Here is a 25,280-nt window from a genome sequence, read left to right as displayed (position 1 = left end):
TTATAATCAAACCAGAAATGGAGTGCGGGCTATTATAGCGGACTCTTTTGCGATTTCCTGCCCTTTTCATCACCACAGTGGCGAGCAAGCCGACTAGCATAAATTTCCAGATTAATCCGCCGGTATCGTCAAGTTTTTCTCATCACCGCCGATAACTTCAGCAAATAATAATCGCGCGCTAAGCGCGATCTTTCATCTCTACCTCTATCACCACGTATTATCTAAAGCTGGGAATAATTCATGTTAAATAAAATAACGGTCAAGGCTGGGCTGATCGCCTTGTTGAGCCTGATGACAGTATTGCTGATTATGGTCAGCGTTATCGGCGTCAATGCCATCAATCAGGGCTCACGCTCATTACATACATTGAACCAGATTCTGGGAGAAGAACTGGGTTCACTGGCTAACAGCTCAAACCTGACGCTGCGTGCTCGTACGGCGGCGTCTTTGGCCGTGCGACAACACGAAATTGGCCAAATTGAGGTGGCTAACGCAACGGTAGGCCGTATTTATGGTTATCTGAGCGAGTCACAGCGGGAAATGGCGCGCTTTGTTGGCGTTGGTACCGTTACCGAACAAGGCAAACAGCTCTCTGAACGTTTGCAGGCCAGCTATCGTGCTTATCAGGAGCAGGGGGTAAGGCCGATGGCGGATGCCATCAAGGCCGGTAACATAGATGAATACTATAAAATTCAGGAAACGCAGATCTCTAAATTGAGTATTGCGTTTGAAAAAGACCTCAGCGATTTTCGCAGCTTTGCTATAGAAATTGGCCAGCAGCGCGTCAATGATGCCGAAAGTAATGCTCACACCCAAATCTTCTTGATCGTAGCAGCCGGTTTACTCAGCGCGTTGCTGGCATTACTGGCATGGTTTGCACTGCGAGTGATTATTCTGCGGCCGCTGGATGTCTCGATTGCCGAATTAGAACATATCGCTAATGGCGATTTGACTCATGAAATCCACGGGGTAGGTGAAACGGAAATGGGCCGCTTGGCGCACGCCATGCAGCGCATGCAGCAATCATTGGTGATGTCGGTGAGTAAAGTGCGTGATGCCAGCAGTCAGATTGATACCGGCTCGCGAGAGCTTGCTGCGGGTAACGTGCATTTGGCCCAGCGTACGGAAGAGTCTGCTGCCTCGTTAGAGCAAACCGCTGCTAGCATGGAACAGCTGACCTCGACGGTGAGAATGAACGCGGAAAACGCAGAACAGGCCAATCAATTGGCGCTGAGCGTGTCTGATATTGCCGATCGCGGCAGCGATGTGGTGAGCCAGGTAAAAGATAAAATGCAGGCAATCACCGACAGTTCGCGACGCATTGCCGATATTATCAGCGTGATGGACGGAATCGCTTTCCAGACTAATATTCTGGCACTGAACGCCGCAGTCGAAGCCGCGCGTGCCGGCGAGCAAGGGCGAGGTTTTGCCGTGGTGGCCGGTGAGGTGCGCAGCCTGGCACAACGCAGTGCACAGTCGGCCAAAGAGATTAAAGGGCTGATTGAGGCTTCGCAAAACCGCGTACAAGAAGGTGAACAGATGGCCGAGTCTGCGGCAAAAACCATGAATGGTATCGCCGATGAAGTGGGGCGCGTGACGGCGTTGATGCGAGAGATTTCGGCAGCGACGCGTGAACAAAGCAACGGCATCGAGCAGGTGAATTTAGCGGTGGCGCAAATGGATCAGGTGGCGCAACAGAATGCGGCCTTAGTGGAAGAGTCCGCGTCGGCTACGCGTTCACTTGAGGAACAGGCTCAGGCGCTGGCACAAAGTATGGCGGCGTTCAAACTGTAACCCGTTAAAACATAGCAGGGCCGGATAGGCCGGCCCTGATCAGGCTTACTCGTCGGGATACTCGGCGATAAAGCGTTCTGCATCTTCTACCATGGATTTGGTGCCAACGAAGAACGGTGCTCGCTGGTGCAGTTTTTGCGGCGTAATGTCCAGAATACGATTTTTGCCATCGCTGGCTTTACCGCCGGCCTGTTCGGCTAAGAAGGCCATTGGATTGCATTCATACAGCAGGCGCAGCTTCCCTTGCGGGTGGCTGGCAGTGCTTGGATAAATATAAATCCCGCCTTTCAGCAAGTTGCGGTGGAAGTCAGCAACCAGTGAACCGATGTAGCGCGATGTATAGGGGCGCTGCGTGGCTTCATCCTGCTCCTGGCAATACTTGATGTATTTTTTCACCCCGAGCGGGAACTTGATGTAGTTACCTTCGTTGATGGAATACATATTGCCGGACTCTGGGAAGCAGACCTTCTCGTGAGAGAGGCAGAACACCCCGAGAGACGGATCGTAAGTAAACGCATGTACGCCATAACCAGTGGTGTATACCAGCATGGTGGATGAGCCGTAAACTACGTAACCGGCGGCGACCTGTGCGCTACCTGGCTGCAGGAAATCTTCTTCGGTAACGGGCGTACCGACGGGGGTGATGCGACGATAGATAGAGAAAATCGTACCGACCGAGACGTTGACATCAATGTTAGACGAGCCGTCTAACGGATCCATCAACACCACATACTTAGCATTTTCAGCCCGCTCGCCGTCGAAAATCACAATTTCGTCTTCTTCTTCGGATGCGATCCCGGCGACTTCACCGCGCGCTTTCAGTGCGGCTTTCAACTTTTCGTTTGCGTACAAGTCCAGTTTCATCTGCACTTCGCCTTGTACGTTAGAAACACCGCTGGCACCGAGAATATCCACCAAACCCGCTTTGTTGATATCGCGGTGGATGATTTTGGCACCGAGCTTGATGGCCGAAAGTAAAGCTGTCAGTTCGCCAGTGGCGTGAGAGAAGTCGTGTTGTTTCTCGACGATAAATTCGCCTAACGTTTTCATGACACAATCCCTGAATCTACGGATGGATAGCGATTTGTTAACAAACCGCCAACGTTTTCGCCAGCAGTGTAGCCCAAAGCATTACGCTATTCATAGGCAAATCCATTTCTTCTGGACGATTCTGAGCGGTAGAATAAGCGGAAATTTGACGCGACTAAATGAGAACCCTATGCGCATTCACATTCTTGGCATCTGTGGCACCTTTATGGGTGGGTTGGCGATGTTGGCCCGTTCACTTGGACATGAGGTCACCGGTTCCGATGCTAACGTGTATCCACCGATGAGCACACTGTTGGAAAATCAGGGGATCGATTTGATCCAAGGATATGATCCGGTGCAGTTGGATCCCGCACCGGACTTGGTGATCATCGGTAATGCCATGACGCGCGGTAACCCGTGTGTCGAAGCCGTGTTAGAACAGGGTATCCCCTATGTTTCTGGCCCACAGTGGTTGCATGATTATGTGCTGCGTGACCGTTGGGTGCTGGCCGTGGCGGGGACTCACGGTAAGACCACCACGGCAGGCATGGCAACTTGGATCCTAGAGTCCTGTGGTTATCAGCCGGGATTTGTGATTGGCGGCGTGCCGGGCAATTTTGACGTTTCCGCGCGCTTAGGCGGCAGCCCGTTTTTCGTCATCGAGGCTGATGAATACGATTGTGCTTTCTTCGATAAACGATCCAAATTTGTCCATTACAGCCCGCGGACGTTGATCATGAACAATTTGGAATTTGATCACGCCGATATCTTCGATGACTTGAAAGCCATCCAGAAACAGTTCCATCATTTGGTTCGCTTGGTGCCAGGCAAGGGCAAGATAATCCTGCCGGACAACGACGCGCACCTAAAGCAAGTGATGGCAATGGGCTGCTGGAGCGAGCAAGAATTGGTGGGGGAAGAGGGCACTTGGCGTGCGAATAAACTGACGGTGGATGCCAGCCACTATGAAGTATTACTCAACGGCGAAAAAGTGGGCGAGGTGAATTGGTCGCTGGTAGGTGAGCACAATATGCACAATGGTCTGATGGCTATTGCCGCCACCCGCCATGTTGGCGTGCAGCCTGGCGATGCCTGTCGTGCTTTAGGGGATTTTATTAATGCCCGGCGTCGGCTGGAATTACGGGGTGAAGCAAACGGCGTAACGGTTTATGACGATTTCGCCCATCATCCAACGGCAATTCTGGCCACTCTCGCGGCGTTGCGTGGAAAAGTGGGCGGTACCGCCCGTATTTTGGCGGTGTTAGAGCCCCGTTCCAATACCATGAAAATGGGCATCAGCAAGAACGAATTGGCCCCTTCGTTGGGGCGCGCTGATGAAGTGTTCCTGTTCCAACCGACGCATATCCCGTGGCAAGTGGCTGAGGTGGCAGAGGCCTGCGTACAGCCGGCGCATTGGAGTGCCGATCTGGACACGCTCGTTGAAACGATCGTGAAAACGGCCAAGCCAGGTGACACTATTTTGGTGATGAGTAATGGTGGCTTCGAGGGCATTCACGACAAGTTGCTGACGGCGCTGGCCAATAAACCGGAACCGCAGGAAAGTTACTGACTGGGCGGAAAGCGCGCGGAGTGGGTGCAAATAACATCGTTGGGGCCGCTTGCGGCCCCTTTTTACGGCGATAAAAAAAGCCCTCGCGAGCGAGGGCAATGGGGTTCGTCGGATAGGACGACGAGGTTTTCAACGAATTCGCACGCTCATCAAACTCGGCAGTGGCAGTGACGAGGGGAATCAGATCGAGAAACGCGCGCGTTGATTATTATTGGTAAATTTCTGCTGTCGCGTGCCAGTTGCCGTTTTCGTAGGCTTCGATCACACGATAAGCTTTGGCACCTTGTTTATCTGCTTTATCAGACAGAGCCTGACGGATATCAGAAGGCGAGCCAGCCACACCGCTGACGGTAATGGTGCCGATAGAATGCATATTCTTGGCCTGCGCATTGTCTACCAGCGTGGCGGCGGATGCGCCGAATGAAACGGCGGAAAGCAGACTGATTGCGGCGAGAGTGATTTTCATATTCATGATGATGATCCTTGATGGTGTCAATAACCGCCTGGAAGGGCTTAATTACGATTTTTATTCTTGAAGGCTGTTATTGGTATAACGGTTTCCAGAGATTGATAACGTGTAAGGGCAAGTAGGCCCCACGTCACTTATTTATAGATTTCAGCTGTAGCGTGGTAGTTACCTTCATTACGCGCTTCGATTACGCGGTAAGCGGTTGCGCCTTGAGCGTCGGCTTTGGCAGACAACGCCGCGCGGATATCAGAAGGTGCGCCGGCTACGCCGCTGACGGTAATCGTGCCTGCGGATTGCAATTGAGCAGCCTGCTCGGCGTTGATTGATTGTGCTGCAAAGGCACCAAATGAAAGCATAGAAAGAACGCTTAATGCCATTACGGTCGTTTTAATTTTCATGATTTACCTCATCGAATTCTGTTAGCAGTTCCAACGAACTGTGATTTACATCACGGAAATGAGTATACATCTAGTAACGCGAAATATTAATAGCTAGCTAACAGTTTCTTGTGAAACTTACGTATAGTGTTAATCATTTTTTATAACGATATGGAATAAAAAACGTACGTAAAATGGTCTTTTGATGTCAAATAGATGTAATTTCAATGAGCTAAGTGCTTTTGACTAAAAGTGCGGAAATTTACAGCAGGTACCACTGAGCATATCTGAATGTCATTGCAATAGGCTGTGGATGAACTTCTAAGCCGTGCCAGATAAGGTTGATGAAAAGAGTGTGTCTGGAAAAGAAGGCGGTGTGGGTTTAAGCAAACGCTAACAAAGCGCGGTTATGGTCACCGTATTTTGTTAGCGGATGCATCAGAGCTCTTGTTCGAACAGCGTCAGGATAGCTTCATACAATTGCCGTGCGCTGAAAGCGCTGGCTGGGGTGACAAAAATGGTATCGTCACCGGCGATCGTGCCGAGAATACCTTCGGATTTACCCAATGAATCGAGTAAACGGGCAATTAACTGCGCTGCGCCAGGGCTGGTATGAATAACGACCAAGGCATCGTTATGATCGACATCGAGCACCAGGTTTTTCAACGGGCTGGTGGTGGTTGGTACACCCAGCTCGGCAGGAAGGCAGTAGACCATTTCCATTTTCGCATTACGCGTACGTACCGCACCAAACTTGGTCAGCATGCGAGAGACTTTGGATTGGTTTATGTTTTCAAAGCCTTCTTCTTGCAGCGCCAAAACGATCTCGCCTTGCGAGCTGAATTTTTCTTCTTTCAATAACGCTTTAAACGCCTTGATCAGATCTTCCTGCTTTGCGGGATTACGCATTTTGCACCGATGAATGTTGACAGTAGAGTTCATTATTATGCATATAAATGAATTTTTATGCAATTAAACGCCGAGCGAAAGAAATAAAAACGCCCGAATAATAAGGAAAGAAGCGTATTTTAACAAAATCCCTATCTCATGAATATGCCCTTTTCTTACTGGCATTCATGCTGGCCGAGCGTAAACTAAATGTTATTAAAATGATGTTGTTCTGATGTTGTGTAAGGGTGTAATGTAACGACCGGTTAACTTGCACGTGAATAACCCCGCACTGTTTTTGATTTGTGCGCGCTATGCCATTAATGCGTAAGCGATTTAATCTAAAATGTGCACGATTAGGATCAATTTTATTGCGCTAGCTCTCAATCCAACTGTTAAGAGTTTGTTTTCAAAGGTGTAATAATTTAAAGTCCGTAACCCAAGAATTCACGGCACTTTTATATTTAAGATAATAAAGGAGTATAGGATGAAAGTTGCAGTTCTCGGTGCTGCTGGCGGAATTGGCCAGGCCCTCGCCCTTCTACTCAAAACCCAGCTTCCTTCAGGTTCTGAACTCTCCCTTTACGACATTGCCCCCGTTACGCCAGGCGTTGCCGTTGACTTAAGCCACATCCCTACCGCCGTCAAAATCAAAGGCTTCTCCGGTGAAGACGCAAAACCAGCTCTGCAGGGTGCCGATGTGGTACTGATTTCCGCAGGTGTGGCGCGTAAACCCGGCATGGATCGCTCAGATTTGTTCAATGTTAACGCCGGTATCGTGCGTAATCTGATTGAACAAGTTGCGACGACCTGTCCAAAAGCCTGCATCGGTATCATCACCAACCCGGTGAACACCACGGTTGCTATCGCGGCTGAAGTGCTGAAGAAAGCGGGCGTGTATGATAAGAACAAACTCTTTGGCGTCACGTCACTCGACATCATCCGTTCGAATACGTTTGTTGCTGAGCTGAAAGGCAAACAGCCGGAAGAGTTGAACGTACCCGTTATCGGCGGTCACTCAGGCGTGACCATTTTGCCACTGCTGTCCCAGATTCCTGGCGTCACCTTTACCGAACAAGAAGTGGCGGATCTGACCAAACGTATCCAGAATGCGGGTACTGAAGTGGTTGAGGCCAAAGCCGGCGGCGGTTCTGCAACCTTGTCAATGGGCCAGGCTGCGGCACGTTTCGGTCTGTCGCTGGTGCGTGCACTGCAAGGTGAACAAGGTGTAGTAGAGTGCGCGTATGTCGAAGGTGATGGCAACTATGCGCGCTTCTTCGCACAACCGCTGTTACTGGGCAAAAATGGTGTTGAAGAGCGTAAAGCTATTGGCGCTCTGAGCGCGTTCGAGCAACAAGCGTTGAATGACATGCTGGATGTGCTGCATAAAGATATTGAATTGGGCGAAAAATTTATCAATAACTGATAACCCAGTTTAAGCTAGCAGATCGTCAATGAGGCCGCCGGACTGAGTTCCGGCGGTTTTTTTATGCCTGCCGTCAAGATTTCATGCGAGTTTTACGCTCCAACAGTAGGTGAGTGTTGGGATCATAATAACGGCTGGGCCAGATTTCTGCCGGGTGGATACCCAACGCATCGGCGATTAACCACTCTCCTTTTGGCCACGGGCGTGATAGGGCGTTTGCCAGCGTGGATGAACTCAGCCCGGCCTGTCGTGATACGGCGGCCAGCGTCGTGCCTTTCTTGCGTAATGCTGCGATGACATCCGCTGGATGCCAATCCTGACTCCTTGAATTCATGTTTACATTCCTTTTTTGATTAGCCAAAGTTCTGTTAGTGGTATAACTAACAGGTAAGTATTAATCGTTTGCACAACATGAAACGCTTATACGGAAATAAGAATACCATTTTTTTCTAAAAATAGCGTTTTGATTTCCAAAAAAGTGTTCGCCATACAATTTTCCAGAGAAAATGGCTATGAAAAAAGAGTGGTTTGCTGCCCAAGAACTGGCAGGCATTGCCGGGCTACCTTCCTCACCACAAGGAATTAATCAAATGGCACGCCGTGAAGGTTGGGCCAGCCAACGTAGGAAGGGCGTACAAGGTAAAGCGGTGGAGTATCACATTGACAGTTTGCCATTGTCTGTACGTAATTTGTTGATGATGAAAGAAAATCCAGCTTATTATGATGTTGAACTCAAGGATCCCTTAGCCATGTGGGTTGAGTGTTTTCGCCATATGTCGGAAAGTGAACGCGAGCAGGTACTTGCGTTTTTGATTCGGGAAGGTATTGGTGGTCTGTTGTCACGCATTCGCGATGACAATAATGAGTGAACAATAGCAGGCCCGGAGAAACGGGCCACTATTATATTTGGAAATTACTTTCTTAAAATGCGCGTTGCACAGCCAGGTGCGCCAACCCTTCCAGTGCGCTGCGGAACGGTGACTCAGGCAGTACCGCTAACGCGGCAATCGCTTTATCGGCTTCTTCTTCCGCGCGTTGACGGGTGTAAGACAAAGAGCCGCATTGCTCCATCGCGGTTAAAACCGGTTCTAACAGGTGCCGACCATTCCCTTGTTCGATCGCGCTGCGGATCATGGCTGTTTGTTCTTCATTGCCATTATGCATTGCATGTAACAGTGGCAGAGTGGGTTTGCCTTCGTTCAGGTCGTCACCGGTATTTTTACCTAATGTTGCGCCGTCAGCGCTGTAATCGAGTAAATCATCAATGAGCTGAAAAGCGGTACCCAGATAGCGTCCATAATCCTGCAAGCCTTTTTCCTGCGCCTCACTGGCACCCGACAAAATGGCAGAGGACTGTGCCGCGGCTTCGAACAAACGCGCGGTTTTACTGTAAATCACCCGCATGTAGCTCTCTTCGCTGATGTCCGGATCGTGAACATTCATGAGCTGCAGCACTTCGCCTTCGGCAATCACGTTGACGGCCTCCGACATCAGGGCCAGCACCCGCAGTGATTCGAGGCTGGTCATCATCTGGAATGCGCGAGTATAGATGAAGTCACCCACCAGAACGCTGGCGGCATTGCCAAATGCCGCATTGGCGGTAGCCTTGCCTCTGCGCATGTCGGATTCATCCACGACGTCGTCATGTAGCAGGGTAGCGGTATGGATGAACTCGATCAGTGCAGCAACGGTGATATGCTTGTCGCCTTGATACTGCAATGCACGTGCCGCTAACACGGCGATCATCGGACGGATCCGCTTACCTCCGCCGCTGATAATGTAATAGCCAAGCTGATTGATGAGCGTGACTTCGGAATTCAACTGTTCGAGAATTGTTGCGTTCACTGCCGCCATATCTTGTGCGGTTAACTCGGTAATTTGTTCTATGTTCATTTGTATTGTTTTCAGCTGTGTTTCTCTTCACCGCGATGAGATTGCTGCTCACATCGGCACATGGCGGTAACTGTCTTATGATTGTACTTGAAAAACGCCCCAGATAAACGCCGTGAAAGAAACTGTGTTTTTTTTCTTCTTTTTTCACGATCGGGCCGGATTCTGCTCTTGTCATACGCTGGATTTTTGCGTAGAATTCGCGCCCTATTGTGAATATTTATAGCGCGCTCTGTACTAAATGGTTGAGCACGCGGAAAGCGGAGTTTTATATGTACGCGGTTTTCCAAAGTGGTGGTAAACAACACCGAGTAAGCGAAGGTCAGACCGTTCGCTTGGAAAAGCTGGACATCGCAACTGGTGAAGCGGTTGAGTTTGACCAGATTCTGATGATCGCTAATGGCGAAGATATCAAAATCGGCGTTCCTTTCGTCGATGGCGGCAAGATCAAAGCTGAAGTGGTTGCTCACGGTCGTGGCGAGAAAATTAAGATCGTTAAGTTTCGTCGTCGTAAGCACTACCGTAAGCAGCAAGGCCACCGTCAGTGGTTCACTGACGTCAAAATCACCGGCATCAGCGCTTAAGTTAGGAGAGCGGATTAATGGCACACAAAAAAGCTGGCGGCTCGACTCGTAACGGTCGCGATTCTGAAAGCAAACGTCTGGGCGTAAAACGCTTTGGCGGCGAAGCAGTTCTGGCAGGCAGCATCATCGTTCGTCAGCGTGGCACCAAATTCCACGCCGGTACTAACGTGGGTTGCGGCAAAGACCACACTCTGTTTGCTTTGAAAGACGGTAAAGTCAAATTCGAAGTTAAAGGCCCGAGCAACCGTAAATTTATCAGCATCGACGCTGAATAATTACCCGAGCCGGACTAAATAGATGTAAGCCTCGCAATTCGTTGCGGGGCTTTTTACATTTATACGCAAAATATTCGAGTGGTATAAAAACGATAAGACGGCGAATCCCTGTGCTCATCTACCTCGCGGTATGAATGGGATGAGGGCGACCAACGCGCAGCTAGCTTGAGCGATGCTAAGCTGAGACTCATCATGCCTAAGCTGCAGCGGCTTTGGCGGTGCTCGTTTAGTTTGATTACGTCGTTTCGCTCTATTTGAGCCAACGATTTGCAACTTGAATCATAAGACCCGAGGGCTGCTGGTGTCCCGGCCCGATATCGCGCAGGCAAAAACACGTATGGAAACAAAACAGCAGGTCGGTATGGGTATTTTCCTGGCGGTGACCACAGCGGTTTGCTGGGGCGCTTTGCCAATTGCCATGAAAGAAGTGTTGCAGGTGATGGAGCCGTTCACCATCGTTTGGTATCGCTTCACCATTGCCGCGATTGGCTTGGGCATTATTCTGGCCGTGCGTGGCAAATTACCGCCGGTAAAAATGTTCCGTCAGCCACGTTGGTTGCTGTTACTGGTTATTGCCACGGCAGGATTGTTGGGGAACTTTGTGTTCTTCAGCTCTTCGCTACAATATCTTAGCCCAACGGCATCGCAGGTGATTGGCCAGCTTTCACCGGTCGGTATGATGTTCGCAAGCGTATTGATTTTGAAAGAGCGGATGCGCATTACCCAAGTTATTGGGGCAATCATGCTGATTTGCGGGCTAATGTTGTTCTTTAATGTCAGCCTGATTGAGATCTTCACGCGACTGACCGATTACACCTTAGGGGTGCTGTTAGGTGTTTGTGCCGCGATGGTGTGGGTGACGTATGGCGTGGCGCAGAAAGTCTTGCTACGTCGATTAGCGTCGCCGCAGATCTTGGTAATGTTGTACACTTTATGTGCGGTTGCATTATTCCCACTGGCGAAGCCAGCGGTAATCTTCCAGCTCAGCAACTGGCAATTAGCCTGTTTGTTGTTCTGTGGTGCCAACACGCTGATTGGCTATGGTGCGCTGGCGGAAGCCATGGCGCGCTGGCAGGCGGCGCAGGTTAGTGCTTTAGTGACACTGACCCCGCTCTTTACCCTGTTGTTTTCAGATTTATTGGCGCTGGCTTGGCCACAGGTCTTCACAGCCCCGACGCTGAATGTCGTCGGTTACGTTGGGGCTTTCGTGGTGGTTGCTGGCGCTATGTTTTCCGCAATTGGTCACCGGTGGTGGCCGCGACGGGCAGAAACCCTCCTGGTTGCTCCTATTAAGCAACCCGGTGAATGATTTACGGAGACGGTAAATGAAGTTTGTAGATGAAGCAGCGATTTTGGTCGTTGCAGGTGATGGTGGTAATGGTTGCGTCAGCTTCCGCCGCGAAAAATATATACCGAACGGCGGCCCAGACGGCGGTGACGGTGGCGATGGCGGCGACGTCTATCTGCTGGCCGACGAAAACCTGAACACGCTGATCGATTACCGCTTTGAAAAATCTTTCCGTGCGGAGCGGGGGCAAAATGGCCAGAGCCGTGACTGTACCGGGAAACGGGGTAAAGACATCGTCATCAAAGTGCCGGTGGGAACCCGTGTGAAAGATCAGGGCACCGGCGAAATTCTTGGTGATATGACCCGGCATGAACAACGCCTGATGGTTGCCAAAGGCGGCTGGCATGGCTTGGGTAATACCCGTTTCAAATCTTCCGTCAACCGTGCGCCTCGGCAAAAAACCAATGGTACACCGGGCGAAGAGCGCGATTTGCTGTTGGAATTGCTGCTGTTGGCTGACGTCGGCATGTTGGGGTTACCGAATGCGGGTAAATCCACCTTCATTCGTGCGGTATCTGCTGCCAAGCCCAAGGTCGCTGATTATCCGTTTACGACTCTGGTACCAAGCCTAGGTGTCGTGCGTATGGATCACGAGCAAAGCTTCGTGGTGGCGGATATTCCGGGGTTGATCGAAGGCGCATCTGATGGTGCAGGCTTAGGGATTCGCTTCCTGAAGCATTTGGAGCGTTGCCGCGTGTTGCTGCACTTGGTCGATATCGCACCGATCGACGAAACCGATCCGGTGGAAAATGCCAAGGTAATCATCAACGAACTGAACCAATACAGTGAAAATCTGGCGCAGAAGCCACGCTGGCTGGTGTTCAACAAAACTGACCTGCTGGACGAGGAAGAGGCGGCTGAGCGCGCTAAAGCTATCGTGGAAGGCATGGGCTGGGAAGACAAGTACTACATGATTTCGGCCGCTAACCGTGCGGGTGTCAACGCCTTGTGCTGGGATGTGATGAACTTCATCAACACCCAGCCGAAAGCCATGGCAATCGAAGAAAGTGCCCCGGAAAAAGTGGAGTTCATGTGGGACGACTATCATCGTGAGCAAATCGCAGAAGTGGAAGCAGAAGCTGATGACGATTGGGATGATGATTGGGATGAAGAAGACGACGAAGGCGTCGAGTTCATCTATAAAAAGTAATCTGAGATCGCAATGATTGAGACAAGCCCTGCCCTATGCAGGGCTTTTTTGTTATTGCAGGGAGCGGGACGACGCTTGAGTTGGCAGCCAGCACTGGGCATTCAAGCCACAGTGACCCGTGCGATTTTCTAGCGTTAAACGCCCTTGATGCAATTGCACGATACGAATAACAATATTCAATCCCAGACCGCTACCACCATAGCGTTGATCCATACGCCGAAATGCTTTTGTCAGCTCACCTGCCATTTTTTCTTTGATACCCGGTCCTTCATCAATGACTTGCAATAAATGCCCTTGCTCATGTTGCGCCAACCGAATTTGAATAGTGCTGCTTTTCGGACTGTAGCGGTGAGCGTTTTCTATCAAGTTACGTAACATCAGCCGCAATAACAGGGGATCGCCATAAGTGGGCGCATTAACGGGTAATTGCCATGCCAAGTTTTGTTGGCGTTGGGCGGCTAGCTCTTCTAATTCTTCTTGCAATGGACGAATCACATTATCCACCCAATCGAATCGTTGATAATGGCCCCGGGCAAAGCTCTGTCCGGCGCGCGATAGCATCAGCAATTGCTCCACGGTGTGCATCAGTTGATCGATACGTGCGATCAACGCAGTGCTGGTATTAACCCCCTGCTGTTCCAATAATTCCAGATGTAAGCGGATGCCGGCTAACGGGGTTCGTAATTCATGTGCGGCGTCGGCGGTAAACAAGCGTTCTTGTTGCAGGGTGCTATCGAGCCGCGAAAATAACTGGTTAAGTGTGGTGATAACGGCCACTGTTTCACTGCTGCTGCTGTCAACGGGCAGGGGAGACAGATTATCAGCAGAGCGTTTTTGCAATCGCTTGTGTAATTTATGGAGTGGCTGGGTAATCCAACTGATTGCCCAGAATGAAGCTAATAGCGAAATTATCATCATAATCAGTGACGGCGCGATCAGCGAAGCCATGGCTTCGGCGATCTCCTTATCGATTCGCATAGTGCGCGTTTGCGCAGATAGCGTTTTGTCGACCAGTAAACTGATTTGCTCTTGGCTTTCATGCCATAGCCACAATGCACTGATCAGTTGAGTGAAAAACAAAATCAGTGCCAGCATTAGCAAGAGACGACGACGCATACTGTTCATGGTAACGACACTAAGCGATAACCGATGCCGCGAATGGTTCGAATACGTTCCTTACCCAGTTTACGACGTAAATTATGAATGTGAACTTCAAGAGTATTGGAGCTTAAATCATTGCTCCATGCATATAAATCCTGCTGCAAAAGTTCGCGATTGACGGTTTGTCCGGCACGCATGATTAAACGCGATAAAATGGCGAATTCTTTCGGCGTGACTTCAATCGGCTGCTGTTGCAGATACACTTGCTGGCTGGCGAGGTTGAGGGTTAAGTTATCTAGGTGTAACAGGTTATCACTGTGGCCCTGATAGCGCCGAATCAATGCGCGAGCACGTGCCTGCAATTCGGACAGCGCAAAGGGTTTGATCAGATAGTCATCTGCCCCGGCATCTAATCCATCGACGCGATCTTCGAGTGAGTCACGTGCAGTGAGAACTAATACCGGTATGCTGATTTGTTGGCGGCGCCATTGCCGTAACAAGGTGGCGCCGTCTATATCCGGCAGCCCCAAATCCAGTATGACTAAGCTGTAATGACTGGCGATGATTAAACGATTGGCTTCAGCGGCGGTGAGAGCACAGTCGTAGGCATAACCTTCGCTGCTCATGGCCATTGCCAAGCCTTGTTGGAGTAGTTCATCGTCCTCGACAATCAGTAGTTTCACATTCGTTCTCAGTTATTTTGATAGATATCGCGGTACAGTCGGCTTTCGAACCGCACCAACGGTACGCGACGTTGGCGATAATCCTCAGGCGCAACGGCATAACCCGATAGGAACTGCACAAAGGCAAAGCGTTGGCCGCTGGCGGTGGTAATAAAGCCTGCTAAATTATAGACGCCTTGCAGCGCACCGGTTTTGGCAGAAACCTTCCCATCGACACCCGCTTCGTGCAGGCCGCCCCGGTAGCGCAGCGTACCGTCATAGCCGGATAACGGTAACATCGAAATAAAGTTCAGTTCGTTATCGTGTTGAGCAATATATTGCAGCGCTTGCATCATGGTCGCCGGAGCCAGCAGGTTGTGACGCGACAGGCCTGAGCCATCAGCCACGATACTGTTACCGAGATCAACCCCCGCTTTTTGGCGCAGCACCTGACGTACGGCATCAGAGCCCGCACGCCAGGTTCCTGGTACGCCAAATCGATCATGGCCGATCATGCGAAATACGGTGTCGGCGATCATGTTGTCGGATTTCTTCAGCATGATTTTAAGCAGATCGTGCAATGGTGCCGATTGTGTTTGGGCGATGACGGTGCCAGTCAGGCCCGGTTGGGTTTGGCGCTTTAGATGGCCATCGATCTGAATACCTGCTTTTACCAGCTCATCTTTTAATATGGCACCCGCGTAGCTGGCACCATCCTGAATCGCGAAGGCCAACGGTAACGGCTCGCTGCGTTGCGTCATACATCCTGTCAGAGTAAAGCGGTTCAATTCCCCCGGCACCACGTCAAGTTCGCAGTATTGTGCGTCTGGAGAGCCTTTAGCCAAGGTACGTACCTGGCTGAACATATTCACTGGATAAAAGGATGCCACGCGGATAAAAGCCAAGTCGCCAGGTTTCGGGGCACTGTACAACGACACTGAAAAACAGTTACGGTCAACAATCGCCGCGGAAGGGGGAGCGCTGAAGCACTGAGGAAGATCGTTCCACGGCCATCCCGGCGCTTTATCGTGGCTGGCGAACACGGAGGTATCAATCAGTACGTCGCCGGTAATTTGCTGGACACCTTGTTGCTTCAATACGGCAACCATATTGCGCAAACTTTGCCGCTTAAAGGTGGGATCGCCACCGAACCGCGCGATCAGGTTACCTTGCAGCACACCGTTGTTATTGATGGTGCCTTGGCTCTCCAGCGTTGTGGTAAACCGGTAGTCTGGCCCAAGTTGTAATAGGGCGGCCAAGGCAGTTAACACCTTTTGGGTGCTGGCAGGCAGTGCCAATTGCTGCGCATGATAATCGATAGCCGGTGTACTGGCCCCGACCTTTTGAACCACCAAGGCAAGGTTGGCCCCATCCGGCAAGTATTGTGTGTAATCTTCAACCGGGGCTGCATTTACATTTAGAACAAATGCGCAAGCCAATGCACTGACAATTCGTGAAAAACGCATAATCTCAGGATAACCGATGGGTAACGTGCCGTCATACTAAGGTGCAACGAGGGAAAAAGTAAACGATGACCCTCAAGGAACTCTACGTTAAAATAGGTATCAAAATGCAAAATCGATCCTGACTTGGGCGACTGTTCCGAGTTAGGTTTCTTTTGTTTATCGCCTGGAGGCGGCTGGCGCCAGCCACCGTGTTTTCATACGAATACGTCAGGATGACGGCTATTTGAACAGGAAAGATTTAGAGGTAGTGAAATTATGAAACAGATTCCGATGACCTTGTTTGGCGCTGAAAAACTGCGTGAAGAACTTGAATATTTGAAGAGCGTGCGCCGTCCGAAAATTATTTCAGACATTGCGGAAGCGCGCGAACACGGCGATTTGAAAGAAAATGCGGAGTATCATGCGGCGCGTGAGCAGCAGGGTTTCTGCGAAGGCCGCATTCAGGAAATTGAAGCGAAACTTTCCAACGCGCAAGTGATTGATATCACCAAAATGCCTAATACGGGGCGCGTGATTTTTGGCGCGACCGTCACGGTGATGAACCTGGATACGGAAGACGAAGTGACTTACCGTATCGTGGGTGATGATGAAGCAGATTTTAAGAAGAATCTTATCTCTGTGAACTCGCCGATGGCCCGAGGTTTAATCGGCAAAGAGCAAGATGACGTGGTGGTGATCAAAACGCCAGGCGGCGACGTAGAATATGAAATTCTGAACGTCGAATATCTCTGATCAACAAGAATTGGTCGGAAGTTAAGCAGAGTTTGTAAAGAAAGGAAAAGGCCGCTTGGCGGCCTTTTATCTGATGCAAGTGCATGGCACCTTTTCGTTAAACTAGCGAAAGTTAACGCGGTAGACTAATCTTGCGCTCTTTAGAAGGGCGATAAAGAACGAGTGTGCTACCGATAACTTGCACGTTGCAGGCGCCAGTTTCACGCACGATAGCGTCGGCGATCAGGGTTTTAGTCTCGCGATCTTCAGCCGCGATTTTTACCTTGATCAACTCATGGTGCTCTAGAGCCTGTTCAATTTCAGCCAGCACCCCTTCGGTAAGACCGTTATTACCTAGCATGACAACCGGTTTTAACGGATGCGCCAAGCCTTTCAGGTGCTGTTTTTGTTTATTATTCAGATTCATTGTCTTTTTTGCTTAAGTTGGGATTGAAAACGGTACATTCTACCGCCATCTCATGTGTATCACCAAATCGGTCTTCACCGATGGGAGTCTACGTGAGCAGCGAGCCTGACATAAGACTCTTTTTAGGATAGTTGGAAACACGATGACAGGTAAAAAGCGTTCGGCGAGTTCCAGTCGCTGGCTTCAAGAACACTTTAGCGATAAATATGTCCTACAGGCGCAGAAAAAAGGGCTACGTTCCCGCGCCTGGTTTAAACTTGATGAAATACAGCAAAGCGACAAGCTGTTTAAACCGGGTATGACGGTTGTTGATTTGGGGGCGGCACCAGGCGGTTGGTCGCAGTATGTCGTCACGCAAATCGGTGGCAATGGGCGAATCATCGCCTGTGATATTTTACCTATGGATCCTATCGTCGGCGTCGATTTCCTTCAGGGTGATTTTCGTGATGAACTGGTGCTTAAAGCATTGATGGATCGTGTTGGTGAGAAGAAGGTTCAGGTGGTCATGTCTGATATGGCCCCGAATATGAGTGGCAACCCGGCGGTCGATATTCCAAGATCGATGTATCTAGTGGAATTAGCACTGGAAATGTGTCGTGATGTCCTCGCACCAGGCGGAAGTTTCCTGGTGAAGGTGTTCCAGGGAGATGGTTTTGACGAGTACCTACGGGAAATTCGCTCCCTGTTTACGAAGGTTAAGATTCGTAAGCCAGACGCTTCTCGCGCACGTTCGCGTGAAGTGTACATTGTAGCGACAGGGCGCAAACTGTAGTACCCTAACGCTGTTTGTTAACACAGTTGTAATATGAGGTTAATCCCTTGAGTGACATGGCGAAAAACCTAATTCTCTGGCTAGTCATCGCGGTAGTGCTGATGTCGGTATTCCAGAGCTTTGGGCCCAGCGAGTCGAATGGCCGTAGGGTGGATTACTCTACCTTCATGTCCGAACTGACCCAAGATCAGATTCGTGAAGCACGAATTAACGGACGTGAGATCAACGTTACCAAGAAAGATAGTAACCGATACACGACTTATATCCCCGTCAACGATCCTAAACTGTTGGATACGTTACTGACGAAGAATGTGAAAGTTGTCGGTGAACCGCCGGAAGAGCCGAGTTTGCTGGCTTCTATCTTCATTTCATGGTTCCCAATGCTGTTGCTGATTGGGGTCTGGATATTCTTCATGCGGCAAATGCAGGGCGGCGGCGGTAAGGGCGCGATGTCCTTCGGCAAGAGCAAGGCACGCATGCTGACGGAAGACCAGATTAAAACCACGTTTGCTGACGTTGCAGGGTGTGATGAAGCAAAAGAAGAAGTGAGCGAACTGGTCGATTACCTGCGCGAACCGAGCCGTTTCCAAAAGCTTGGCGGTAAGATCCCGAAAGGCGTGCTGATGGTCGGCCCACCGGGTACCGGTAAGACATTGCTGGCAAAGGCGATTGCCGGTGAGGCTAAAGTACCGTTCTTCACCATTTCCGGTTCTGACTTCGTTGAAATGTTTGTCGGCGTGGGGGCATCCCGCGTACGTGACATGTTCGAACAGGCGAAGAAAGCAGCGCCATGTATCATCTTCATCGATGAAATTGACGCAGTCGGTCGCCAACGTGGCGCTGGATTAGGTGGTGGCCACGATGAACGTGAGCAAACGCTGAACCAGATGTTGGTTGAGATGGATGGTTTCGAAGGCAACGAAGGCATTATTGTCATCGCGGCAACCAACCGTCCAGACGTACTTGACCCTGCCCTGTTGCGCCCTGGTCGTTTTGACCGCCAAGTGGTGGTTGGCCTGCCGGACGTGCGTGGTCGTGAACAGATTTTGAAAGTGCATATGCGCCGCGTACCGTTAGCCGCCGATATCGACGCGTCAGTCATTGCGCGTGGTACGCCTGGTTTCTCCGGTGCAGATTTGGCTAACCTGGTCAACGAAGCCGCGTTGTTTGCCGCTCGCGGTAACAAGCGTGTCGTATCGATGGTTGAGTTCGAAAAAGCCAAAGATAAAATCATGATGGGTGCGGAACGTCGCTCCATGGTGATGACAGAAGCGCAGAAAGAGTCGACTGCATATCATGAAGCAGGCCATGCCATTATCGGCCGTCTGGTTCCTGAACACGATCCGGTGCACAAAGTTACGATTATTCCTCGTGGCCGCGCGTTGGGTGTGACCTTCTTCCTACCCGAAGGGGATGCGATCAGCGCCAGCCGTCAGAAGCTGGAAAGCCAAATTTCGACCCTGTACGGTGGTCGTTTGGCGGAAGAAATTATTTACGGGCCGGAAAAAGTCTCTACAGGTGCATCGAATGACATTAAAGTTGCGACCTCAATCGCGCGTAACATGGTGACCCAATGGGGCTTCTCTGAGAAGTTGGGGCCGCTGTTGTACGCAGAAGAAGAGGGCGAAGTGTTCCTGGGGCGTTCTGTTGCCAAAGCGAAACACATGTCTGACGAAACGGCGCGCATCATCGACCAGGAGGTGAAATCCCTGATCGAGCGTAATTACACCCGCGCGCGTGCCCTGTTGATGGAAAACATGGACATCTTGCACTCGATGAAAGATGCCCTGATGAAGTACGAAACCATCGACGCGCCGCAGATTGATGATCTGATGAACCGTAAGGATGTGCGTCCGCCAGCAGGTTGGGATGATGCGAACAAAGGCAATAACTCCGACAACGGTGGCACACCTAAAGCCCCAAGGCCGGTTGATGAGCCCCGTACGCCAAACCCTGGCAATACCATGTCTGAACAGCTCGACAAATAATATCGACTGTGTAATAACATCGAACCCCGGCATGCCGGGGTTTTTTATTGTCCTCAGGCAATGAATTGAGAAACAGTAAGGTAAATTATTCATGCAATTAAGCGTGCGCAACATGGCTTTCGATCTCTCCCATCCTCGGGTAATGGGCATTCTTAACGTCACCCCTGATTCCTTTTCTGACGGGGGCAAACACAATTCATTGAATGACGCTCTGTTACATGCGCATGCCTTGATCTCTGCTGGCGCAACGATGATCGATGTGGGCGGCGAGTCCACGCGTCCGGGCGCGGCAGAAGTCAGTGAAGAAGAAGAGATGGCGCGCGTTGTTCCGGTGGTTGAGGCGATCGCCCGGCGCTTTGAAGTGTTTATCTCAGTGGACACGTCTAAACCCGGTGTCATACGCGAATCTGCGAAAGCGGGTGCACACCTGATCAACGACGTTCGATCATTGCAAGAACCCGGCGCGCTGGCGGCAGCGGTGGAAAGTGCATTACCGGTTTGCCTGATGCACATGCAGGGTGAGCCTCGTACCATGCAACAAGCACCACACTATGACGATCTGATGAGTGATGTGCAGGCGTTTTTTCAGCATCATATTGAACGCTGTACTGCGGCGGGCATCGCAAAAGATAAATTGTTACTCGACCCGGGCTTCGGTTTCGGTAAGAATCTAGCGCATAATTATCAGCTTCTGGCACGATTGTCTGAATTTCATCACTTCGGCCTGCCGTTATTGGTGGGTATGTCGCGTAAATCGATGATTGGACAACTGCTGAATGTTCCGCCTGAACAGCGGGTTATCGGTAGCGTAGCCTGCGCGGTGATTGCAGCAATGCAAGGCGCGCAGGTGATCAGAGTGCATGACGTTAAAGAAACTGTCGAGGCGATGCGCGTCGTCGAGGCAACACTTTCAGCTAAAGGACAGTAGAAACATGAGCGAGCGTAAATATTTTGGTACCGATGGCATCCGTGGCAAGGTCGGTGATAGCCCGATTACGCCGGATTTCGTCCTAAAGCTCGGCTGGGCTGCGGGGAAAGTGTTAGCACGTCATGGTTCGCGCAAAATTATTATCGGTAAAGACACGCGTATTTCCGGTTATATGTTGGAATCGGCATTGGAGGCCGGCCTTGCGGCAGCAGGTCTTTCTGCTTCCTTTACCGGCCCGATGCCGACGCCGGCAGTGGCTTATTTGACGCGTACTTTTCGTGCTGAAGCGGGCATTGTGATCTCCGCGTCACATAACCCATATTACGATAACGGCATTAAATTCTTCTCTATCGATGGGGCTAAATTGCCGGATCATGTGGAAGAAGCGATCGAAGCCGAAATGGAAAAACCGCTTACCTGCGTGGAATCCGCGGAGTTGGGCAAAGCTAGCCGCATTATCGATGCGGCAGGCCGATACATTGAATTTTGTAAAGGGACATTCCCAAGTGAATTGAGCCTGAAAGGCCTCAAAATCGTGGTGGACTGCGCTAACGGCGCAACCTATCACATTGCACCCAGCGTGCTGCGCGAATTGGGCGCTACCGTGATTGCTATCGGTTGTGAACCTGATGGGATGAACATCAATGAAGAGTGTGGCGCAACGGATGTGCGTCAGTTGCAGGCCCGCGTACTGGCAGAAAAAGCACATGTCGGCTTGGCATTTGACGGTGACGGCGACCGCGTGATGATGGTTGACCATTTGGGTAACAAAGTCGATGGCGACCAAATTCTGTATATCATTGCTCGTGAGGGATTACGTCAGGGGCAATTGCGCGGTGGCGCAGTCGGTACGCTGATGAGTAATATGGGGCTGGAGCTGGCATTGAAGCAGCTCGGTATCCCGTTTGCCCGAGCCAAAGTGGGCGACCGCTACGTGCTGGAAAAACTGCAGGAAATGGGCTGGCGTATCGGTGCTGAAAACTCAGGCCACGTAATTTTGCTGGATAAAACCACGACCGGTGATGGCATCGTTGCGGGTCTGCAAGTGCTAACGGCGATAGTTCGAAACGACATGAGCCTGCATGATCTGTGCAGTGGCATGAAGCTGTTGCCGCAAATCTTGGTTAACGTTCGTTTTGTGGGTGAACATAACCCGTTGGAAACAGAAGAAGTGCGTAAAGTGACCGAAACCGTCGAAGCCGAACTTGCTGGGCGTGGGCGGGTGCTGTTGCGTAAATCGGGTACGGAGCCACTGATTCGCGTGATGGTCGAAGGTGAAGATGAGCAGCAGGTTACTGAGCTTGCTAACCGCATTGCTGATGCAGTGAAATCAGCCGGATAAAACAGGCGGTTAACGCCCAGCAGCGTTTTTTTTTGCTGTCGGGCGCCACGCTTTGCTGTTTTTTTCCGCAATCGCGCCTGCGGCTGCAAATTGCCCTTGCGCGGTTTAGCGGGTTTGGTTAGTATTCACACCCGCTTCAGTAGGCTGTTTATAAAAACTCCTGCTACTTCGTAAAGAAGCATTTGGGGTAAGAAGCATTGGCACGCGGTGAAGCCGCAAGGATACGGGTACGACTATGTACGAAGCTCTTTTGGTAATTTTCCTGCTGGTTTCGATCGGGCTTGTTGCTCTGATTATGCTGCAGCAAGGTAAAGGTGCTGATATGGGAGCCTCATTCGGTGCAGGTGCTTCTGGCACATTGTTCGGTTCGAGCGGTTCCGGTAACTTCATGACCCGCATGACGGCTGGTTTGGCGACGTTGTTCTTCGTCATCAGTCTGATCTTGGGCAACCTGAGCAGCAACCAAAGCAAGAAAGGCAGCGAGTGGGAAAACTTGGGTCAGCCAGTAAAAACTGAGCAGACTACCGCGCCGGCAGCACCAGCTAAGCCGAGCAGCGATATCCCGCAGTAAGCAGCGCAGAGTTATGAACGGTGGTTAGCAGTAATAAATACTAACGGCCGTGCAGTAAAGAATCAGTACCGAGGTGGTGGAATTGGTAGACACGCTACCTTGAGGTGGTAGTGCCCTAACGGGCTTGTGGGTTCGAGTCCCATCCTCGGTACCAAATCCCAGAGATAACTTGCAATTTTGCGATTATCGGCGTAATATTTGCCACGTTTTCGGACGCGGGGTGGAGCAGCCTGGTAGCTCGTCGGGCTCATAACCCGAAGGTCGTCGGTTCAAATCCGGCCCCCGCAACCACTTTCCTTTAAGTGTTTATTTTCAAATACACTTTTCGATTGAATCCACTTTTTTCGAACAACATTTGAAAATGACACTTGTCAGAAAGTTGTACCGAAGCCGCTTTGCGGCAAACAGGGTCCAGTTGCATAAAGCCCCGATTTTTCGGGGTTTTTTGTTATTTGGCAACAGAATCACTGGGCTATTAAGCCCTTTTTTTATGTCTTGGGGGTGGGCTTGTCCACATTAGAGCAAAAATTAACAGAGATGCTTTCGGCACCGGTAGAGGCGTTGGGCTTTGAGCTTGTAGGCATAGAATTTATTCGTGCACGCCAATCCACGCTCCGCATCTATATTGATAGTGAAAACGGCATTAATGTTGATGATTGTGCTGATGTCAGCCACCAGGTCAGCGCCGTATTGGATGTCGAAGATCCGATCACAGTCGCTTACAACTTGGAAGTCTCCTCTCCTGGCCTTGAGCGCCCAATGTTCACCGCTGAGCACTATACTCGTTTCCTCGGTGAAGAAGTTAGCCTGGTCCTGCGAATGGCGGTACAGAATCGTCGTAAATGGCAGGGCATCATCAAGTCTGTTGAAGGCGAAATGATCACGGTTACTGTGGATGGGAAAGATGAAGTGTTCGCGCTGAGTAATATTCAGAAAGCGAACCTGGTACCCCACTTTTAAAGTTTGGATGAGGCAACTCGGATGAATAAAGAGATTCTGGCTGTTGTTGAAGCAGTTTCCAATGAAAAATCCCTTCCGCGTGAGAAGATTTTCGAAGCGTTGGAAACCGCATTAGCCACCGCCACCAAGAAAAAATACGAGCAGGAAATTGACGTGCGTGTCAGCATCGATCGCAAAACCGGCGATTTTGATACTTTCCGCCGTTGGGTCGCCGTTGATGAAGTGACTCAACCTACGCGTGAAATCACGCTGGAAGCTGCTCAGTATGACGACCCAAGCATTGAGTTGGGCGGATACATTGAAGATCAAATCGAATCGGTGACCTTTGACCGCATCACAACCCAGACCGCTAAACAGGTTATCGTGCAAAAAGTACGAGAAGCTGAGCGTGCCATGGTGGTTGACGCTTTCCGTCAGCACGAAGGTGAAATCGTCACTGGCGTGGTGAAAAAAGTTAACCGCGACAGCATTGCGCTGGATTTAGGTGGCAATGCGGAAGCGGTTATTGGCCGTGAAGATATGCTTCCGCGTGAAAACTTCCGCCCAGGCGACCGCATCCGCGGCGTGCTGTATGCGGTGCGTCCTGAAGCGCGTGGCGCGCAGCTGTTCGTCAGCCGCTCCAGTTCAGAGATGCTGAAAGAATTATTCCGCATCGAAGTGCCGGAAATCGGCGAAGAAGTGATTGAAATTAAAGCGGCAGCCCGCGATCCTGGCTCCCGTGCGAAAATTGCAGTGAAAACCAACGATAAGCGCATCGATCCCGTTGGCGCTTGTGTCGGTATGCGCGGTGCGCGCGTTCAGGCCGTTTCGAGTGAACTCGGCGGTGAACGTATCGATATCATCCTGTGGGATGATAACCCAGCGCAGTTCGTCATCAACGCTATGGCGCCGGCAGACGTCGCCTCAATCGTGGTTGATGAAGATAATTGCACCATGGATATCGCCGTTGAAGCCAGCAATCTGGCACAGGCGATCGGCCGTAATGGCCAAAACGTGCGTTTGGCTTCCCAATTATTGAAACAGCATCGTGATGATGACCGTTGGGAACTGAACGTGATGACGGCGGACGATCTGCAGGCCAAGCACCAGGCTGAAGCTCATGCCGCCATTGATACCTTCACCAAGTATCTTGATATCGACGAAGATTTCGCCACTGTACTGGTCGAGGAAGGCTTCTCTACGCTGGAAGAACTGGCTTACGTGCCAATCAACGAGCTGCTGGAAATCGACGGTCTGGATGAAGATACGGTTGAAGCGTTGCGCGATCGCGCCAAAGCTGCATTGACCACGCTGGCCCTGGCTCAAGAAGAAAGCCTGGGTGACCAAAAACCTGCTGACGATTTGCTCAACCTGCCGGGTCTTGAGCGCAGCATGGCCTTTAAACTGGCCGCGCGTGGGGTTTGTACGCTGGAAGATCTTGCCGAGCAGGGTGTTGACGATCTGGCTGATATTGAAGGGCTTAGCGATCAGCAAGCCGGCGAGCTAATTATGGCCGCACGAAATATCTGTTGGTTTGGCGACAACGCGTAATAAACTGTAGCAGGAAGGAACA

The 25,280-nt window shown here is 50.8% G+C and carries 26 protein-coding genes and 2 tRNA genes; 18 read left to right on the top strand and 10 right to left on the bottom strand.

Annotated elements, in window-relative coordinates; genetic code table 11:
• Positions 1-240: 240 nt before the first annotated feature.
• A complete protein-coding gene (locus ACQKDS_RS01650; protein WP_399664312.1) occupies positions 241-1,794 on the top strand; it encodes a methyl-accepting chemotaxis protein in 1,554 nt (517 codons plus the stop codon).
• A gap of 45 nt (positions 1,795-1,839) precedes the next feature.
• On the opposite strand, the gene fbp is transcribed toward ACQKDS_RS01650, so the two are convergent.
• Positions 1,840-2,844, bottom strand: a complete 1,005-nt coding sequence (gene fbp, locus ACQKDS_RS01645) for a class 1 fructose-bisphosphatase (protein ID WP_399664315.1) — start codon at positions 2,842-2,844, stop codon at positions 1,840-1,842.
• 169 nt (positions 2,845-3,013) lie between these two features.
• On the opposite strand from fbp, the gene mpl reads away from it, so the two are divergent.
• Positions 3,014-4,393 (top strand): UDP-N-acetylmuramate:L-alanyl-gamma-D-glutamyl-meso-diaminopimelate ligase, encoded by a 1,380-nt coding sequence (gene mpl / locus ACQKDS_RS01640; RefSeq protein WP_399664318.1) that lies wholly within the window; start codon positions 3,014-3,016, stop codon positions 4,391-4,393.
• Between the two features lie 208 nt (positions 4,394-4,601).
• Here mpl and yhcN (ACQKDS_RS01635) read toward each other — a convergent pair whose 3' ends face one another.
• The 3 genes from yhcN (ACQKDS_RS01635) to argR all read right to left on the bottom strand — a co-directional run bounded on the left by yhcN (ACQKDS_RS01635) (position 4,602) and on the right by argR (position 6,148).
• Positions 4,602-4,865, bottom strand: coding sequence for a peroxide/acid stress response protein YhcN (yhcN, locus tag ACQKDS_RS01635; protein ID WP_399664321.1), 264 nt, complete (start codon positions 4,863-4,865; stop codon positions 4,602-4,604).
• A gap of 131 nt (positions 4,866-4,996) precedes the next feature.
• Positions 4,997-5,260: a peroxide/acid stress response protein YhcN gene (gene yhcN / locus ACQKDS_RS01630; protein ID WP_399664324.1), complete on the bottom strand. Its 264-nt coding sequence runs from the start codon at positions 5,258-5,260 to the stop codon at positions 4,997-4,999.
• 417 nt (positions 5,261-5,677) lie between these two features.
• Positions 5,678-6,148, bottom strand: a complete 471-nt coding sequence (argR, locus tag ACQKDS_RS01625) for a transcriptional regulator ArgR (RefSeq protein ID WP_399664327.1) — start codon at positions 6,146-6,148, stop codon at positions 5,678-5,680.
• Positions 6,149-6,614: 466 nt separating this feature from the next.
• Between argR and mdh the strand changes: the two genes are divergently transcribed.
• The gene (gene mdh, locus ACQKDS_RS01620; RefSeq protein ID WP_399664330.1) at positions 6,615-7,553 is read left to right on the top strand and encodes a malate dehydrogenase; all 939 of its coding nucleotides are present in this window, start codon (positions 6,615-6,617) and stop codon (positions 7,551-7,553) included.
• Between the two features lie 73 nt (positions 7,554-7,626).
• Here the strand turns inward: mdh and ACQKDS_RS01615 are convergent, their stop codons facing one another.
• Positions 7,627-7,887 carry a helix-turn-helix domain-containing protein gene (locus ACQKDS_RS01615; protein WP_399664333.1) on the bottom strand — a complete coding sequence of 87 codons (261 nt, stop codon included), beginning with the start codon at positions 7,885-7,887 and terminating at the stop codon, positions 7,627-7,629.
• 178 nt (positions 7,888-8,065) lie between these two features.
• On the opposite strand from ACQKDS_RS01615, the gene ACQKDS_RS01610 reads away from it, so the two are divergent.
• Complete coding sequence (locus ACQKDS_RS01610) at positions 8,066-8,422, top strand: DNA-binding protein (RefSeq protein WP_399664336.1); 357 nt, start codon at positions 8,066-8,068, stop codon at positions 8,420-8,422.
• A gap of 52 nt (positions 8,423-8,474) precedes the next feature.
• On the opposite strand, the gene ispB is transcribed toward ACQKDS_RS01610, so the two are convergent.
• Positions 8,475-9,446 (bottom strand): octaprenyl diphosphate synthase, encoded by a 972-nt coding sequence (ispB, locus tag ACQKDS_RS01605; RefSeq protein WP_399664339.1) that lies wholly within the window; start codon positions 9,444-9,446, stop codon positions 8,475-8,477.
• A gap of 269 nt (positions 9,447-9,715) precedes the next feature.
• Here ispB and rplU point away from each other — a divergent pair, with 269 nt between their 5' ends.
• The 4 genes from rplU (at position 9,716) to cgtA (ending at position 12,800) form a co-directional block, all read left to right on the top strand.
• Positions 9,716-10,027 (top strand): 50S ribosomal protein L21, encoded by a 312-nt coding sequence (gene rplU / locus ACQKDS_RS01600; RefSeq protein ID WP_004955927.1) that lies wholly within the window; start codon positions 9,716-9,718, stop codon positions 10,025-10,027.
• 17 nt (positions 10,028-10,044) lie between these two features.
• Entirely contained in the window at positions 10,045-10,302 is a 258-nt protein-coding gene (rpmA, locus tag ACQKDS_RS01595) for a 50S ribosomal protein L27 (protein WP_004955926.1), read from the top strand.
• Between the two features lie 337 nt (positions 10,303-10,639).
• The gene (locus ACQKDS_RS01590; protein ID WP_399664343.1) at positions 10,640-11,611 is read left to right on the top strand and encodes a DMT family transporter; all 972 of its coding nucleotides are present in this window, start codon (positions 10,640-10,642) and stop codon (positions 11,609-11,611) included.
• Between the two features lie 16 nt (positions 11,612-11,627).
• Positions 11,628-12,800: an Obg family GTPase CgtA gene (gene cgtA / locus ACQKDS_RS01585; protein WP_399664346.1), complete on the top strand. Its 1,173-nt coding sequence runs from the start codon at positions 11,628-11,630 to the stop codon at positions 12,798-12,800.
• 51 nt (positions 12,801-12,851) lie between these two features.
• Here cgtA and pmrB read toward each other — a convergent pair whose 3' ends face one another.
• From pmrB to dacB, 3 genes are read right to left on the bottom strand one after another with little or no spacing between them, the layout of a single operon-like run.
• Positions 12,852-13,925, bottom strand: a complete 1,074-nt coding sequence (gene pmrB / locus ACQKDS_RS01580; protein WP_399664349.1) for a two-component system sensor histidine kinase PmrB — start codon at positions 13,923-13,925, stop codon at positions 12,852-12,854.
• Positions 13,922-14,584 carry a two-component system response regulator PmrA gene (pmrA, locus tag ACQKDS_RS01575; RefSeq protein WP_399664352.1) on the bottom strand — a complete coding sequence of 221 codons (663 nt, stop codon included), beginning with the start codon at positions 14,582-14,584 and terminating at the stop codon, positions 13,922-13,924. The genes pmrB and pmrA overlap by 4 nt, the downstream gene beginning before the upstream one ends.
• 8 nt (positions 14,585-14,592) lie before the next feature.
• On the bottom strand, positions 14,593-16,029 hold the full coding sequence (dacB, locus tag ACQKDS_RS01570; RefSeq protein ID WP_399664355.1) for a serine-type D-Ala-D-Ala carboxypeptidase: 1,437 nt from the start codon (positions 16,027-16,029) through the stop codon (positions 14,593-14,595).
• Positions 16,030-16,284: 255 nt separating this feature from the next.
• Here dacB and greA point away from each other — a divergent pair, with 255 nt between their 5' ends.
• Positions 16,285-16,761 (top strand): transcription elongation factor GreA, encoded by a 477-nt coding sequence (gene greA, locus ACQKDS_RS01565; RefSeq protein ID WP_399664357.1) that lies wholly within the window; start codon positions 16,285-16,287, stop codon positions 16,759-16,761.
• Positions 16,762-16,873: 112 nt separating this feature from the next.
• Here the strand turns inward: greA and yhbY are convergent, their stop codons facing one another.
• Complete coding sequence (gene yhbY / locus ACQKDS_RS01560) at positions 16,874-17,167, bottom strand: ribosome assembly RNA-binding protein YhbY (RefSeq protein WP_399664360.1); 294 nt, start codon at positions 17,165-17,167, stop codon at positions 16,874-16,876.
• A gap of 142 nt (positions 17,168-17,309) precedes the next feature.
• On the opposite strand from yhbY, the gene rlmE reads away from it, so the two are divergent.
• From rlmE to nusA, 9 genes are all read left to right on the top strand, one after another.
• The gene (gene rlmE, locus ACQKDS_RS01555) at positions 17,310-17,939 is read left to right on the top strand and encodes a 23S rRNA (uridine(2552)-2'-O)-methyltransferase RlmE (protein ID WP_399664363.1); all 630 of its coding nucleotides are present in this window, start codon (positions 17,310-17,312) and stop codon (positions 17,937-17,939) included.
• Positions 17,940-17,995: 56 nt separating this feature from the next.
• Positions 17,996-19,927 (top strand): ATP-dependent zinc metalloprotease FtsH, encoded by a 1,932-nt coding sequence (ftsH, locus tag ACQKDS_RS01550; RefSeq protein WP_399664366.1) that lies wholly within the window; start codon positions 17,996-17,998, stop codon positions 19,925-19,927.
• A gap of 91 nt (positions 19,928-20,018) precedes the next feature.
• The gene (gene folP / locus ACQKDS_RS01545; protein WP_399664368.1) at positions 20,019-20,855 is read left to right on the top strand and encodes a dihydropteroate synthase; all 837 of its coding nucleotides are present in this window, start codon (positions 20,019-20,021) and stop codon (positions 20,853-20,855) included.
• A 4-nt stretch (positions 20,856-20,859) separates the two neighbouring features.
• Complete coding sequence (glmM, locus tag ACQKDS_RS01540) at positions 20,860-22,197, top strand: phosphoglucosamine mutase (RefSeq protein WP_399664371.1); 1,338 nt, start codon at positions 20,860-20,862, stop codon at positions 22,195-22,197.
• A 235-nt stretch (positions 22,198-22,432) separates the two neighbouring features.
• Positions 22,433-22,768 carry a preprotein translocase subunit SecG gene (gene secG, locus ACQKDS_RS01535; RefSeq protein WP_399664374.1) on the top strand — a complete coding sequence of 112 codons (336 nt, stop codon included), beginning with the start codon at positions 22,433-22,435 and terminating at the stop codon, positions 22,766-22,768.
• Positions 22,769-22,835: 67 nt separating this feature from the next.
• Positions 22,836-22,922, top strand: a tRNA-Leu gene (locus tag ACQKDS_RS01530).
• 60 nt (positions 22,923-22,982) lie between these two features.
• Positions 22,983-23,059 (top strand) — tRNA-Met (locus ACQKDS_RS01525).
• A gap of 216 nt (positions 23,060-23,275) precedes the next feature.
• A complete protein-coding gene (rimP, locus tag ACQKDS_RS01520; RefSeq protein WP_399664378.1) occupies positions 23,276-23,728 on the top strand; it encodes a ribosome maturation factor RimP in 453 nt (150 codons plus the stop codon).
• A gap of 21 nt (positions 23,729-23,749) precedes the next feature.
• Positions 23,750-25,258: a transcription termination factor NusA gene (gene nusA / locus ACQKDS_RS01515; RefSeq protein ID WP_399664381.1), complete on the top strand. Its 1,509-nt coding sequence runs from the start codon at positions 23,750-23,752 to the stop codon at positions 25,256-25,258.
• The last annotated feature ends 22 nt before the right edge of the window (positions 25,259-25,280 follow it).

Origin of the sequence: Serratia sp. NPDC078593 (genome assembly GCF_050268245.1) — a bacterium.
Lineage (GTDB): Bacteria > Pseudomonadota > Gammaproteobacteria > Enterobacterales > Enterobacteriaceae > JBNNGK01.
Note: the sequence above shows the minus strand (reverse complement) of the source record. Positions and strands in the feature narration are given on the sequence as shown.

What these genes read in the sequence shown, in the direction of transcription:
- pmrB (WP_399664349.1), bottom strand. Translation starts at nt 13,925, where the DNA reads ATGAACAGTATGCGTCGTCGTCTCTTGCTAATGCTGGCACTGATTTTG.
- glmM (WP_399664371.1), top strand. Translation starts at nt 20,860, where the DNA reads ATGAGCGAGCGTAAATATTTTGGTACCGATGGCATCCGTGGCAAGGTC.
- cgtA (WP_399664346.1), top strand. Translation starts at nt 11,628, where the DNA reads ATGAAGTTTGTAGATGAAGCAGCGATTTTGGTCGTTGCAGGTGATGGT.
- argR (WP_399664327.1), bottom strand. Translation starts at nt 6,148, where the DNA reads ATGCGTAATCCCGCAAAGCAGGAAGATCTGATCAAGGCGTTTAAAGCG.
- ACQKDS_RS01610 (WP_399664336.1), top strand. Translation starts at nt 8,066, where the DNA reads ATGAAAAAAGAGTGGTTTGCTGCCCAAGAACTGGCAGGCATTGCCGGG.
- yhcN (WP_399664324.1), bottom strand. Translation starts at nt 5,260, where the DNA reads ATGAAAATTAAAACGACCGTAATGGCATTAAGCGTTCTTTCTATGCTT.
- rlmE (WP_399664363.1), top strand. Translation starts at nt 17,310, where the DNA reads ATGACAGGTAAAAAGCGTTCGGCGAGTTCCAGTCGCTGGCTTCAAGAA.
- greA (WP_399664357.1), top strand. Translation starts at nt 16,285, where the DNA reads ATGAAACAGATTCCGATGACCTTGTTTGGCGCTGAAAAACTGCGTGAA.
- mpl (WP_399664318.1), top strand. Translation starts at nt 3,014, where the DNA reads ATGCGCATTCACATTCTTGGCATCTGTGGCACCTTTATGGGTGGGTTG.
- nusA (WP_399664381.1), top strand. Translation starts at nt 23,750, where the DNA reads ATGAATAAAGAGATTCTGGCTGTTGTTGAAGCAGTTTCCAATGAAAAA.
- rpmA (WP_004955926.1), top strand. Translation starts at nt 10,045, where the DNA reads ATGGCACACAAAAAAGCTGGCGGCTCGACTCGTAACGGTCGCGATTCT.
- ispB (WP_399664339.1), bottom strand. Translation starts at nt 9,446, where the DNA reads ATGAACATAGAACAAATTACCGAGTTAACCGCACAAGATATGGCGGCA.
- folP (WP_399664368.1), top strand. Translation starts at nt 20,019, where the DNA reads ATGCAATTAAGCGTGCGCAACATGGCTTTCGATCTCTCCCATCCTCGG.
- secG (WP_399664374.1), top strand. Translation starts at nt 22,433, where the DNA reads ATGTACGAAGCTCTTTTGGTAATTTTCCTGCTGGTTTCGATCGGGCTT.
- yhcN (WP_399664321.1), bottom strand. Translation starts at nt 4,865, where the DNA reads ATGAATATGAAAATCACTCTCGCCGCAATCAGTCTGCTTTCCGCCGTT.
- yhbY (WP_399664360.1), bottom strand. Translation starts at nt 17,167, where the DNA reads ATGAATCTGAATAATAAACAAAAACAGCACCTGAAAGGCTTGGCGCAT.
- mdh (WP_399664330.1), top strand. Translation starts at nt 6,615, where the DNA reads ATGAAAGTTGCAGTTCTCGGTGCTGCTGGCGGAATTGGCCAGGCCCTC.
- ACQKDS_RS01615 (WP_399664333.1), bottom strand. Translation starts at nt 7,887, where the DNA reads ATGAATTCAAGGAGTCAGGATTGGCATCCAGCGGATGTCATCGCAGCA.
- dacB (WP_399664355.1), bottom strand. Translation starts at nt 16,029, where the DNA reads ATGCGTTTTTCACGAATTGTCAGTGCATTGGCTTGCGCATTTGTTCTA.
- rplU (WP_004955927.1), top strand. Translation starts at nt 9,716, where the DNA reads ATGTACGCGGTTTTCCAAAGTGGTGGTAAACAACACCGAGTAAGCGAA.
- fbp (WP_399664315.1), bottom strand. Translation starts at nt 2,844, where the DNA reads ATGAAAACGTTAGGCGAATTTATCGTCGAGAAACAACACGACTTCTCT.
- ftsH (WP_399664366.1), top strand. Translation starts at nt 17,996, where the DNA reads ATGGCGAAAAACCTAATTCTCTGGCTAGTCATCGCGGTAGTGCTGATG.
- ACQKDS_RS01590 (WP_399664343.1), top strand. Translation starts at nt 10,640, where the DNA reads ATGGAAACAAAACAGCAGGTCGGTATGGGTATTTTCCTGGCGGTGACC.
- ACQKDS_RS01650 (WP_399664312.1), top strand. Translation starts at nt 241, where the DNA reads ATGTTAAATAAAATAACGGTCAAGGCTGGGCTGATCGCCTTGTTGAGC.